Annotated in this window: 9 protein-coding genes; 5 read left to right on the forward strand and 4 right to left on the reverse strand. The window is 64.8% G+C overall.

The window, feature by feature from the left end; genetic code table 11:
• The first annotated feature begins 41 nt into the window (after positions 1–41).
• Positions 42–1,028, forward strand: coding sequence for an SDR family oxidoreductase (locus LDL32_RS10110; RefSeq protein ID WP_233066495.1), 987 nt, complete (start codon positions 42–44; stop codon positions 1,026–1,028).
• 152 nt (positions 1,029–1,180) lie between these two features.
• Here LDL32_RS10110 and LDL32_RS10115 read toward each other — a convergent pair whose 3' ends face one another.
• Positions 1,181–2,110 (reverse strand): 4-(cytidine 5'-diphospho)-2-C-methyl-D-erythritol kinase, encoded by a 930-nt coding sequence (locus tag LDL32_RS10115; protein WP_233066498.1) that lies wholly within the window; start codon positions 2,108–2,110, stop codon positions 1,181–1,183.
• On the reverse strand, positions 2,110–3,948 hold the full coding sequence (locus LDL32_RS10120) for a tetratricopeptide repeat protein (RefSeq protein WP_233066500.1): 1,839 nt from the start codon (positions 3,946–3,948) through the stop codon (positions 2,110–2,112). Before LDL32_RS10120 ends, LDL32_RS10115 begins: the two co-directional genes overlap by 1 nt.
• A gap of 120 nt (positions 3,949–4,068) precedes the next feature.
• On the opposite strand from LDL32_RS10120, the gene LDL32_RS10125 reads away from it, so the two are divergent.
• Together LDL32_RS10125 and LDL32_RS10130 are read left to right on the forward strand one after the other, a co-directional pair.
• The gene (locus tag LDL32_RS10125; protein WP_255673807.1) at positions 4,069–4,962 is read left to right on the forward strand and encodes a uracil-DNA glycosylase family protein; all 894 of its coding nucleotides are present in this window, start codon (positions 4,069–4,071) and stop codon (positions 4,960–4,962) included.
• A gap of 182 nt (positions 4,963–5,144) precedes the next feature.
• The gene (locus LDL32_RS10130) at positions 5,145–7,127 is read left to right on the forward strand and encodes a transglycosylase SLT domain-containing protein (RefSeq protein WP_233066504.1); all 1,983 of its coding nucleotides are present in this window, start codon (positions 5,145–5,147) and stop codon (positions 7,125–7,127) included.
• Between the two features lie 224 nt (positions 7,128–7,351).
• Here the strand turns inward: LDL32_RS10130 and LDL32_RS10135 are convergent, their stop codons facing one another.
• Both LDL32_RS10135 and hpnH read right to left on the reverse strand, forming a co-directional pair.
• The gene (locus LDL32_RS10135) at positions 7,352–8,641 is read right to left on the reverse strand and encodes a hemolysin family protein (protein ID WP_233066506.1); all 1,290 of its coding nucleotides are present in this window, start codon (positions 8,639–8,641) and stop codon (positions 7,352–7,354) included.
• A gap of 128 nt (positions 8,642–8,769) precedes the next feature.
• Positions 8,770–9,951 carry an adenosyl-hopene transferase HpnH gene (gene hpnH / locus LDL32_RS10140; RefSeq protein WP_233066508.1) on the reverse strand — a complete coding sequence of 394 codons (1,182 nt, stop codon included), beginning with the start codon at positions 9,949–9,951 and terminating at the stop codon, positions 8,770–8,772.
• A 458-nt stretch (positions 9,952–10,409) separates the two neighbouring features.
• On the opposite strand from hpnH, the gene dxs reads away from it, so the two are divergent.
• The gene (gene dxs, locus LDL32_RS10145; RefSeq protein WP_370636682.1) at positions 10,410–12,425 is read left to right on the forward strand and encodes a 1-deoxy-D-xylulose-5-phosphate synthase; all 2,016 of its coding nucleotides are present in this window, start codon (positions 10,410–10,412) and stop codon (positions 12,423–12,425) included.
• Positions 12,422–13,084 carry an ABC transporter substrate-binding protein gene (locus LDL32_RS10150; protein ID WP_233066513.1) on the forward strand — a complete coding sequence of 221 codons (663 nt, stop codon included), beginning with the start codon at positions 12,422–12,424 and terminating at the stop codon, positions 13,082–13,084. Before dxs ends, LDL32_RS10150 begins: the two co-directional genes overlap by 4 nt.
• Positions 13,085–13,106: the final 22 nt, after the last annotated feature.

The following is a 13,106-nucleotide window of genomic DNA, read 5'->3' on the forward strand; positions in this document are numbered from 1 at the left end:
CCTGCGGACCTGACATTCCAACGGGTGGGAGAGCAGAGTTCATGCCGCAGCAGGTTGCCGTCATTACCGGAGCGGGCGCAGGGATCGGCCGCGCCACCGCACGCACACTGGGCCGCGCCGGGTGTGATGTCGCCCTTGTCGGCCGCAACCGCGACCGGCTGGATGACGCGGCGGCAGAACTGCGCGAACTCAATGTCCGCACCCATATCGTATGCGTGGACGTGGCCGATGCCGCTGCCGTTGAACAGGCGGCGGAGGAAATCGAGGACAGTCTTGGTCCGATCACGCTGTGGATCAACTGCGCGGGGGCGACCGTAACCGGACAGGTCGCAGCGCTTGAGGCCGAGGAGATCCGCCGCGCAACGGACGTCACCTATCTGGGTACCGTCAACGGCACGCGTGCCGCCCTGACCCGCATGCGCAGGCGCGGCCATGGCACGATTGTCAACCTGGACCGGCTGGCAAGCCTGCGCCCGCCACCGCTGCAGGCGGTGGAAAATGGCGCCCGTGCCGCCATCCGGGCCTTTTCCGAAAGCATCCGCCCCGAAATCCTGCATGATGGCGACCGTATCCATATCGCGCTGGTACATCTTCCCGCCATCAACACGCCCCGCTTTTCATGGACACGCAACCATACCGGCAAGCGCCTGAAGCCTATGGGGCCGGTATACGAGCCCGAAATCGCGGCCGAGGCCATCTGCCGCGCGGCCTTTGGCCGTGAGCGCGACATCTGGGTTGGCCTGTCCGGCGTGCGCAACTGGATGCTGGCCACCTTCCTGCCCGGCCTGTCGGATGGCTGGCTGGCGGCCAGGGGCTATTCCGCGCAGATGGAAAAGACCCCGGTCGCGGGGAATGAACCTGATGACCTGTATGAAACCGTTCCGGGTGCCTATGCCGCCCATGGCCGCTTTGACATGGTCACCCGCAAGGCCATGCCGCTGCTGCTGACCAGCCGCCATGCCCAGCTTGCCACCGTGGCGGGTTTTGCGGGCATGCTCCTGCTGGCGCTACGCCGCAAACGCCGGTAGAGCGGGAAAAACATCGGGAAGTTTTTTCCAGAAAACCTCTGGAAACGCCGCCTTCCTGAAAAAAGGCGGCACCCGAAGGCTTCCGTTCCGTTCAGCCGGATAATTGCCGGGGGCGTTTTCCTGCCCGGAAGCGGGCAGGATCGCCCGTTCCCTCAGGGGAGGACCGACTCGGTCTCCATGACCTGACGGCCACCGTTGCGGCACAGGTCGCCCGCCCAGACCCACCATCCATCACGCCGGACCGCATCCTGCGCCGCGCGCGCGGCGACAGGGCTGTCGAACAGGGCAAAGCAGGTGGCGCCCGACCCGCTCATCCGCGCAAGGCGACAGCCGGGAGCAGCGCGCAGGACGTCCAGCACGGTGGTGATTTCGGGGCAGATGGCGCAGGCCGCATCCTGCAGGTCATTGGTCTGTGCCGACAGGTCACGCACCATGTCCGCCAGCGTATTCCATTGCGGCGGCAGGACGGCACGCGGCGTGAAGACCGGCGTGCGTGTCCTGAATACCTGCGGGGTAGACACGCTCCGCCCGCAGTTCACCAGCATCATGCCACATGGCGGCAGGACGGGGGCGGGGGTCAGTTCCTCCCCGATTCCTTCCATCCGCGCGGCAAGCTGGTCAATACAGACCGGCACATCCGCACCAAGCCGCGTGGCCAGTGCCATAAGCTGCGTGCGCGGAATATCCAGTTCCCATACCCTGAGCAGCAGCCGCAGCGCTGCCGCCGCGTCGGCCGACCCGCCCCCGATGCCCGATGCCACCGGCAGTTCCTTGCGCAGCACGACCGCCACATCCGGCAGCTGCCGCGCCCGCTCCGGGCCGACATGCGCGCGCAAAAGCGCGCCGGCGCGTACGATCAGGTTATCGGCACAGTCATCCGCGCGCAGGCCGGGGGCGAATGTCCCCCCGATGCGCAGGCCGACATGCCCGCCCTGCCCCGTGCCACGATGCAGTTCCAGCCCATCCGCGGCACCGGCAAACACGGCCAGGCTGTCCAGCAGGTGGTAGCCGTCATCCCGACGGCCCGTGACATGCAGGTACAGATTGATCTTGGCATGGGCCATTTCGTGCAGCAGTGACATCAGCGACGGGTTCCGTTTGCCTGTGAATGGGGGGAAGCGGGCACAGCCGCCACCTTGAGATCGGATGGCAGCGCCACGCCCGGATTCGCCGGACTGGCCTTCCATGCCCTGGCGTAGGCCAGCGCCGCCGTGATCTTGCGACGGTCCATGGGGTCGGGCTGGAACTGGATGGCGTTCTGCCATTCATTCACCGCCTCCAGCCTGCGGCCCGTCATCCAGTACGCAACACCCAGATGGTAGTTGATGGCGGGGTCCTGCGGCATCTGCTCGGCCGCCTGTTCCAGCAGCGGCAGCCCTTCGGCCACATGGCCCAGCCGCATGAGCACCCAGCCCACGCTGTCGCGGATCTGGTTGTCGGATGGCGCAAGGGCCAGGGCGCGGCGCAGGTAACTTTCCGCCATGGCGGGGTTCCCGCCATGCTCGACCATGGAATAGCCAAGGTAGTTCAGCAGGTCCGCCTCGTTGGGGGCAAGCTGCAGGGCCTGCTGGATCAGGGCGCGTGCCTGCGGCCAGCGGTTCAGGCGCTCCTGTGCGATGGCCTGGCCGAACAGGAGCCGCCAGTCATCTCCCTCCAGCCTGTGCGGGGTCAGGGCAGCGGCATGCTGGTAGGCATCGAGCGCTTCCGCCCATTTCTGCTGGTCCAGCAGGGCATCCCCCAGGCTGCTCCACAGCATGCGGTCGGTCGGGCTTTCATGCAGCAGGTCGCGCAGTTCCTGCGCCGCCTGTTCCCTGTGCCCCATCACCAGGTCAAGGTCGGCCTGTTCGGTACGGTAGACGGACTGGAACGGATCATCCGCCGGGGCGCCGTCCAGCGCGTCACGGGCCTGACGGTCCTGCTTGCGGACATGCAGCATGGAGGACAGCAGGAGACGCGCTTCCGAATCTGCCGGGTCCAGCATCAGCGCCATGCGCAGCATCATCTGCTCGGTTCCGCGCAGGGTGCCGGTTTCCATCGCCGTATCGGGCTGATGGTCATCATCCCCCCCCTCGTCATGGGCATAAAGCTGCTGGTCGATCAGCATGGCCACCAGCCCGTAGGCCTGCGCCAGCCCCTGTGTCGCGTGGGTCACGACGGGGCGCCTGATCATGGCCATGATGCCGGGACGGGCCGATTCCAGCACCGGCATGGCGGCAATGCGCTGGTTGACCAGCGCCTGCGCATCGGCCTCATGCCCCTGCGCCACAAGCCAGTGCGCCATGACCAGCGCGGTGAACAGGTCGCCACCCGTCATGGTGGTGGACTGGCGGAAAAGGGTATCCGCCTTCATCTGCTGGCCACCCAACTGGGCGATCAGGGCGGCATGCAGGGTATAGTAGCCCCCCAGCGCATGATCTTGCCGGGCCTGCTCCAGCGCGGCCAGCGCCTCATCCGTTTTGCCTGCACCCTGTAGCGCCCAGCCACGCAGCAGGGGGCGCAGCAGGGTCATGATCGGGTCATCGGGCGCGTTCTGGTAATTGGCGAGTGCGCCATCCCACCTGCCCGCCAGCGCGGCGGCATTGCCCATGACAAGATCGGGCATGACCCCGCCGGGCTGTGAACCGGCCAGGGCCGCGGCCCCCGGGCTGCCCGCCAGGATGCTGTAGAAGAACGCCCGTTCGCCGAACAGGCGATAGGTGGGCACCAGATGCGCCGCGGCGGCGAACGCACGCGCGGCTTCTGCATTGTCACCCTCGCTGGCGGCAACGCTGCCCACAAGCAGGTTGGTGGCCAGGTCCTGCTGGCCGGCGTGGATGATGGCATCCGTGGGCGCCGCCTTTATTTCCCGGTTGGGAATCCCGGCCAGGAACGGTACAACAAGGGAGGCCACGACCATGCGTGACAGACGAGGTAAGAGCATGACGCCAGAATCTACCGCGTGCGGCGTCCGCTGCCAAACCCTGCGCATGAAGGCGGCGCACGTGAAAGCAGGGCGACGCGCGCCTGCATTGCCTGTGCCGGTGCGGGGTATATCCATCCGATGACTGATTCCCTGTCCCTGTTGCGCCTGTATGTGGAATGGGGCGCCGACGACGCGCTGGACAGCCACCCGCATGACTGGATGGCGCAGGATGCCACAATACACAACCGTGCGCTGCCGACACAGTCCCCCTCCATACAGCCCCGGACGGGAAATCAACATCAAAATGACCGCCCGTCCCCGGTCATGTCGCCGCCGTCGCCTCCGGCCATGCCCCCCCCGGGCCGCACCGCGCCACAGCGCGCGACCGCCCCCATGGTGGAACAGGCGGTGGCGGCAGCCCGACAGGCGGCGCAGGCGGCGTCCACGCTGGCGGAACTGCACGCCGCCATCCGGGATTTCGGGGCCTGTCCGCTGCGGGATACGGCAACCCACAGCGTTTTTGTGGAGGGACCGGAAAACGCCCCCCTCATGCTGATCGGCGAGGCCCCGGACGCGGACGAGGACCGCAGCGGCCACCCCTTCGCGGGGGAAAGCGGGGCGCTGGTCACCGCCATGTTCGCCAGCATCGGCATCGCGCGTGACAGCCTGCTCACGGCCCCGGTCATACCCTGGCGCCCACCGGGCGGCCGCCCGCCCTACGAGGCGGAAACCGGCATCTGCCTGCCCTTCCTCCAGCGCGCCATCACTCTTGCCCGGCCCGGGCGCGTCGTGCTGCTGGGCAACCTGCCGGTTTCCGTGCTGCTGGGCGGCCGGACCACGGCGGCCCGCATGCGTGGCCGGTGGCGCGACCTTGCCCTGCCACCCATGGGTGCCGCTGGCGCCACCACCGTGCCGGTTCTGGCCATGCGCCACCCCCAGCAGCTGCGCGCCAGTGCAACCGCCCGCCGTGACACGTGGAAGGACATGCTGTTGATACGTGAAACACTCGGGAACATGACCATAAAATCATAAAGGGTATTAACATAATCATTCCGGGGCATTAGCATGGAGCAGAACAGCTATTCATTCCTGTTTCAGTATGTGTTTAATGGCTGTACATAATAGTTCCCGCATCTGTTCTGAAAACTTATTTACCGGGACGATCCGCGTTAGCTATTGCTTTCTGTTCGCGCAGGGCTTACATCCGCTTCGCCATGCGAGGGACAATCAATACCCCCCATCACGCGGTGACGGCTTTTCTGGCTGGCGCCGCTTTTCTGGCAGGAGCCGCGTTCGCGCCGCTGCGTGCCCAAACAGTGGAAGCCAGCCGGGTGGATCACGATCCGACCCCCCGCGGTGACCATAACGAGGAAACGGCACTCGCCCTTCCACGCCTGCACGCACATGGTAGCGCCGCCGGACTGCCGCGCCCGCTTTCACCCGAGGATGTCGGGCATATCCGCCGGGTGTTCCGCCTGCAGGCGGATGGCCGGTTCGATGACGCCATCCGCGAGACCGCCGCCATCCATGATGATCTCCTTCTGGGTGATATCCTGGCTGCGCGCTATCTCAACCCCGCCTACCACCCCAGCGCGGGCCAGTTGCGGCTGTGGCTGCGTACCTTCTCGGGGCTGGCTGATTCGCCTGCGATCTATTCCCTGCTGTCAGCCATGCCCGGCAGGGGCGGCCCGCTGCCACCCCCCCCGGCCCACAATGCGCTGGACAGCAACCATCCGCCCCAGCATATCCGCCTGCCGGAGGAGGATGACCCCTCCCTGCGCGTCTTTACCCGCAACAGCCTGCTTGATCACACCGTGCGCGAACGCGCGGCCCAGGGGGCGAAGGGGGCACGCAGCGCGCTGCGCCTGATTGCGCTGACGCCGGGCATGAACGACCTGTATGCCGCCCACCTGCAGGCCGAAATCGCCATGACCATGTTCAGCAACGGTGAAAACCGGCTGGCCCTGTCCATTGCACGCGACGCCTTTGAAAAATCCGGCCAGCGGCTGGGTCTGGCGGGCTACGTGGCGGGTCTTGCCGCGTGGCGACAGGCCCGTCCCGACATGGCGGAGCCCCTGTTCGAAGCCGCGTCCCGCGCCAGCCTGACACCGGGCAGCATCCGCGCCGGCGCCGCCTACTGGGCCGCCCGTGCCCACCAGGCCATGGGCGATGTTACGGCATACCAGCCCTGGCTGCACCGGGCGGCGGCGGCACCCCATACGTTTTATGGCCAGCTGGCCTCACAGATCCTTGGCCTGCGCCGCATGCCTGCGGGCAGGTCCGGCCACACACCCGATACCATCGCCGCGTCCAGCGACCTGACGCTTGCCACCGAACGGCAGGACATCCATGCCGGCAGTCCGGTCCTGGGTGAAATCGACATCGAAGCCGTGGCCGCAACCCCGATGGGCCGCCGCGCCTTCGCCCTGCTGCAGGTGGGTGAGCGTGACCGGGCGGAAAGCACGCTGCGCCGCATGTGGCCCGATATCCAGGATGACGCGGCGCTGTGTCACTCCACCCAGATGGTGGCGGATGCCGTGGGCATGAAGGACCTTTCGGCCCAGATGCTCATGCTGATCGACACCAATGAAAGCGAGCACGATACCCATGCGGCCCGCTTCCCGCTGCCACCGCTCCAGCCTGAACACGGCTTCCGCATGGACCCTGCACTGGTCTATGCCCTGACCCGGCTGGAATCCAATTTTGACAGCAATGCCGTATCCGGCTCCGGTGCGCATGGACTGATGCAGGTCATGCCGGTCACCGCCGATTTCGTCATCCATGACAGGGAACACTTCACCCGTCGGCCGATCGCGCTGCATGACCCGGCCACCAACCTCGATATAGGGCAGCGCTATGTGCTGTACCTGGCCCAGCTTTCCACGCAGGCCGATGGCAGGCACGTGCCGCCGGGTGGCGACATGATCCGCATGCTGGCCAGCTACAACGCCGGGCCTTCCGCCATCTCGCGCCGCAGCGCCACCATGACGGAAGATGAAGACCCCTTGCTGTACATAGAAAGCCTGCCCAATGGGGAAACACGGGACTATGTGCGCCGGGCCTTTACCTATCTGTGGATCTATGCGGACCGGCTGGGCGTTGCCGCCCCCTCGCTTGAAACGCTGGCGCGCAATGAATGGCCCGGTTTCGGGGCCGAGATTGCCATGGCGGCCCACGGGAACCACACCATCCACTGACCGGGCCAGACGCTTGGTATATATGAAAAAAGGGGCGTAATCCGGCATGGATGCGCCCCTTTTTTTCCATGATGCCGGCCAAAAAACCCCGCTGTGAAACATTCCACAAATCAGAAAGACGTTCCTGGCAAAGCGTTTTTCAACAAGCTTCAGGAAAGGCCGCCTTTTTTGGAAACAAGGCGGCACCCAAAACCCTCCTCAACCGGTTATTCCGAAACAGTCCCTCAGTTCTCGGCCAGAAGCTGGCGGCTCGCCTGCACGCGCACCACACGGCGGCCTTCCATTTCCAGCACCTCGAACAGCCAGCCGGAGAACACGACCTTGTCCCCCTTTGCCGGGACGCGCCGCAGCAGAGCCAGCACAAGCCCCGCCAGCGTATGGTAGCTGCCTTCCGCCGGAAGGTCGGACAGCCCCAGCCGGTCCTTGACCTCATCGGCAGGCATGGAGCCATCAAGCACCAGCACGTCATCATGCGCCAGTCGCTGGGGCGGGGTGTTGCCCGGCTCATGCTGCTCGCCCACAATGGCACCGAACAGGTCGGATGAAGTCACGATCCCTTCGAACGACCCATATTCGTCCAGCACCAGCGCCAGCCCCAGGGGGGAGGCCCGCATGCGCTCAAGCATGTCGAAGGCGGACAGCGTATCGGGCACCGAGATGGGATGGCGCAGCCCGATCTCGACCGAAGGGCTCTTGCCATCAAGGAATCGGTCCAGCATGTCCTTGGCAAGAATGATGCCCACCGGGTTGTCCACCCCCCCCTCGCACACCACGATACGCGAATAGGTGGTCGAGCGCAGGATCTGCAGCAGTTGCGCGCGCGGCACGTGGCGTTCGACCCAGCACAGTTCGTTGCGTGGGGTCATGATGGCACGGACCGGGCGTTCCGCCAGTCGCAGCAGGCGCTCGATCATGTCGCGCTCCTCCTGCTCCAGCACGCCTGCCTGTGCGCCTTCGGCAATGTAGGCACGCAGTTCCTCGACCGAGACGGACTGCCGAATCGCACCGCCTACCCCCATCAGCCTGAGCACCAGTTCGGATGAACGGCCCAGCAGCCACACGACCGGGCGGGTGAACCATGCCATCCATTCCAGCAGCAGTGACAGGCGGGCCGCGATCAGTTCGGGCTGCTGCAGGGCGATCTGCTTGGGCACAAGTTCACCCAGCACCAGCATGACGGCGGTAATGGCGCTGACCACAAGGAACATGGCCAGTTCATCGGCAATGGAGCGCAGGGCAGGAACATGGGCCAGCCAGTGGCTGACCCCGGCCTCGATGCTGTTGCCGCCAAACGTGCCTTCCAGAATCGAGACAAGGGTCATGCCGATCTGGACGGTGGGCAGGAAGCTCTGCGGGTCCGCCGCAAGCCTCAGGGCACGGTCCGCCCCCTTGGTGCCATTGCGGGCCAGAATGGCCAGCCGCGCGCGGCGGGCGGAAATCAGCGCCAGTTCACCCATGGCAAAAAGCCCGTTGAGCAGAACAAGGCACAATATGACAATCAGCGAGACAATCATGATCCCACAATCCTACAGCATATTTCCCGCGTGGGCACATGCCTCCACGGATGGGCCATAAAGAAAAAGGCGGGACAAATGCCCCGCCTTTTCCTGAGATCAAGATGTGGAAATACCTGAATGCGGGCTCAGTCCGCAGCGTCAGCCGTTTCCGCCGGGGTGGAGACCCGGTTCACGCGCGGGGGGGCGGCAGGCTTCTTGCGCGCCGCCAGTTCCGCCATTTTCGCATCCACATGCTGGGTGAACACGTATTCCGCCGGGCGCTGGTGCGCCAGCGAGATTTCCGGCGCCATCGGCTTTTCCGTCTCCGGCCCGAACAGCGCGACCTTGGCAATGTGCCAGGGGCGGCGGACCGCATCCATCACCGCCGTTGATTCGTAGCCCGAATGGACCATGCAGTCGGCGCATTTTTCGTAATTGCCGGTGCCGTAGGCATCCCAGTCGGTATCGGCCATGAGTTCTTCAAAGCTCTTGGCGTACCCTTCGCCCAGCAGGTAGCACGGGCGCTGCCAGCCAAACACGTTACGCAGCGGCTTGCCCCATGGCGTGCAGTGATACTGCTCGTTGCCCGCCAGGAAGTTCAGGAACAGCGGCGACTGCGTGAAGCGCCACTTCTTGCCCTTGCCCAGACGGAAGATGTCGCGGAACAGCTGCTTCGTCTTCTGGCGGTTCAGGAAGTGTTCCTGATCCGGCGCGCGCTCATAGGCATAGCCCGGCGCGGTCATGATGCCATCGACACCCATGGCCATCACTTCATCAAAGAAGGCGGCGACGCGCTTGGGATCAGCGCCATCGAACAGGGTGCAGTTGATCGACACGCGAAAACCACGGGCCTTCGCCTTCTTGATCGCGGCGACGGCGCGTTCGTACACGCCATCCTGGCAGACCGAGGCATCATGCATGGCCGGATCACCGTCCAGATGCACGTCCCACGAGAAGAACGGGTTCGGTTCGTAATCATCCATCTTCTTTTCAAGAAGAAGGGCGTTCGTGCACAGGTAGACGTATTTCTTGCGCGCGATCAGCCCACGGATGATTTCCGGCATTTCCTTGTGCAGCAGCGGTTCACCACCGGCCACGGCAATGACGGGGGCACCGGCCTCAGTATCCGCGTCAAGGCATTCCTGCACGGTCATGCGCTGATTGAGGATCTGGGCGGGATAGTCGATCTTGCCGCACCCGGCGCAGGCCAGGTTACAGCGGAACAATGGCTCGAGCATAAGCACGAGCGGATAACGTTTGCGCCGCGTGACATGCTGCTTGACAACATAGGCGCCCACGCGGACTGCCTGCATAATAGGAACGGCCATGAAACCTCTGCTCCTGCACCGGCCCAACCGCCGGTCTCATATTTCAAGTCTGGTAGGTCGGACTATGGACACATCCACCTACGAGAAAACAAGCCCAACATCACCCAGCCGTGCATATAGAACATGCCGAGGTTGCGGACTTGTACGACACATGAAGCCTTTCGGGAGGGTATAGGACAGAAACCATCCTGTATTCAATTGCTATTGGCTTCGGTGTGGCCAATTAACAACAGTCAGGGAATTAGAGACTGTATTTACAGGCTTAACCGGAGTAACACATCGCGATTACGCTACGGTCGCCATGGTTTTCATGCCATGAGCCACCATTCATCGCCGCCGGGACAGCCCTGTCCGGCCCCTTTCCTGCCGGGGCCGGGCTGGCCTAACCGAAAACCGGGCCGGTTCCTCTCCCGCCATGCGGGAGCAAGGGCCGGCACAGAACAATGGACGCGAATATCATGGATCAGACCAAGCCCGCGATTCCCACCCTCGGGCGCTACCCGCAGCTTGACCGGGTGCGCGCGCCGCATGACCTGCGCAACCTGTCGGTGGAGCAGCTGAAGCAACTGGCGGAGGAACTGCGGTCCGAGACGATCGATGCCGTGTCCACGACGGGTGGCCACCTTGGGGCGTCGCTGGGCGTGGTTGAACTGACCGTGGCGCTGCATGCCGTGTTCGACACACCCGATGACCGGGTGATCTGGGATGTGGGCCACCAGGCCTATCCGCACAAGATCCTGACCGGGCGGCGCGAGCGCATCCGCACCCTGCGCCAGCCGGGCGGGCTGTCGGGCTTCACGCGGCGCAGCGAGAGCGAATACGACCCGTTTGGCGCGGCGCATTCGTCCACCTCCATTTCCGCGGGCCTGGGCATGGCCGTGGCCCATCACCTGCGCGCGGAGGAGGACCCCTCCTACCGCGAGCGCAACGTGATCGCGGTGATCGGCGATGGCTCGATCTCGGCGGGCATGGCCTATGAGGCGATGAACAACGCCTCGCATTGCGGCCCCGGCGCCGAGCGCCTGATCGTGGTGCTCAACGACAACGAGATGTCCATCGCGCCCCCGGTCGGCGCGATGTCGAACTACCTGTCGCGGCTGATGTCCTCGCGCAAGTTCCTCTCCTTACGCGAACTCGCCGCCAAGATGGCCAAGCGCCTGCCCGGCCGGCTGGAACGCACGGCAAAGAAGGCGGATGAATACGCGCGCGGCATCATGACCGGCGGCACGCTGTTCGAAGAGCTGGGCTTCTATTATGTCGGCCCGGTGGACGGGCATGACATGAACCAGCTGGTTCACATCCTGCGCAACCTGCGCGATGCCGAGGATGTCGGCCCCGTGCTGCTGCACGTGATTACCGAGAAGGGCCATGGCTACAGGCCGGCCGAATCGGCGGGCGACAAGTACCACGCGGTCTCGAAGTTCAACGTGGTGACCGGCGAGCAGAAGAAGGGCCCGTCCGGCCCGCCCAGCTACACCTCGGTCTTTGCCGGCGAACTGGTGCGCCAGGCCGCAACCGACGAGAAGATCGTCACGATCACCGCCGCCATGCCGTCCGGCACGGGGCTGGACAAGTTCGCCAAACTCTACCCTGACCGCTTTTTCGACGTGGGCATTGCCGAACAGCATGCCGTGACATTCGCCGCCGGCATGGCGACGGAGGGGCTGCGCCCGTTCTGCGCCATCTATTCCTCCTTCCTGCAGCGCGCCTATGACCAGGTGATGCATGACGTGGTGCTGCAGAAGCTGCCGGTGCGCTTCGCCATCGACCGCGCGGGGCTGGTGGGCGCCGATGGCGCAACCCATGCCGGTTCGTTCGATATCGCCTATCTGGGCTGCCTGCCCGGCATCACGCTGATGGCGCCAAGCACCGAGGTGGAACTCAAGCACATGACGGCCACCGCCATCGCGTTTGACGAAGGCCCGATCGGCCTGCGTTACCCGCGCGGCGCGGGTCTGGGGCTGGACCTGCCGGCGGCGGGCGAGGTGCTGGAGATCGGGCGCGGGCGAATCGTGCGCGAGATGACACGCCAGACCGGGCCGGAACAGGGAGGCATCGCCATCCTCTCGCTCGGGCCGAGGCTGGCCGAGGCGCTGAAGGCGGCCGACATGCTGGCAGCGCACGGCCTGTCCCCCACCGTGGCCGATGCCCGCTTCGCCAAGCCGATCGACACGGCGCTGGTCGAGCAGCTGGCGCGCAACCACGCCGTGCTGATCACCATCGAGGAAGGATCGGTTGGCGGGTTTGCCAGCTTTGTCATGACACATCTGGCAAAGACCGGTTTGCTGGACCGCGTGCGCTTCCGCCCCATGACGCTGCCCGACCGCTTCATCGATCATAACACGCAGGACGCACAGTATATCGAGGCAGGGCTGGATGCGGCGGCCATTACCAATACCGCCCTTGATGCGCTGGGTGTCGGAATCAGCATGACGCAGCCCTTGCTAAAGACAGCAAACGGACCGAAATCATGAACATTATGAAACATGCCCTGAAAACCACCTCTCTGGCGCTGTGCGCCAGCCTGATGGCGGCACCGGTCGTCCCTGCCGTCTTCCCCATCCATGCGGCCCATGCTGCCAGCGCATCCGATACACAGGTGCAGGAACCGATCAAGGCGCTCTACGCGGCCCTTGAGCGCATACAGGCCAAGGGATCGGGTTCGTTCGAACAGCGCTCGCAGGCCCTCGCCCCTGCCATCGACCGCGCCTATGACATGGAGGTCGTGCTCGCATCCTCCATCGGCCCGCGCTACGCCACCCTGCCCGATGACCAGAAGCAGGCCCTGCTGTCCACGTTCCGCCAGTTCACCATCGCCCGCTATGTCTCCAGCTTCAAGCCTGGCAGCGACGCACGCTTCACCATTGACCCCACCGTCACCCCCTCCCCCGCTGGCAACGACCGTATTGTTGTAACACGCATCGGCTCGTCCGATGACCCGAACGGCACCGAAATCAACTACGTGATGCGCTCCGGCGCCAAGGGCTGGCAGATCGTTGACGTGCTGCTCAATGCCCATATCAGCCAGGTCGCCGCACAGCGCGCCGATTTCAGCTCGGCGCTTTCAGGTGGGAATGTGCAAAAACTGACAAATCTGTTACAGAAGAAAATCAAGACGTTTTCGGAAGAGTGACCGCACCCTTCCCTTACGCCCT

Origin of the sequence: Komagataeibacter sp. FNDCF1 (genome assembly GCF_021295335.1) — a bacterium.
In the GTDB taxonomy this organism is placed as follows: Bacteria; Pseudomonadota; Alphaproteobacteria; order Acetobacterales; family Acetobacteraceae; genus Komagataeibacter.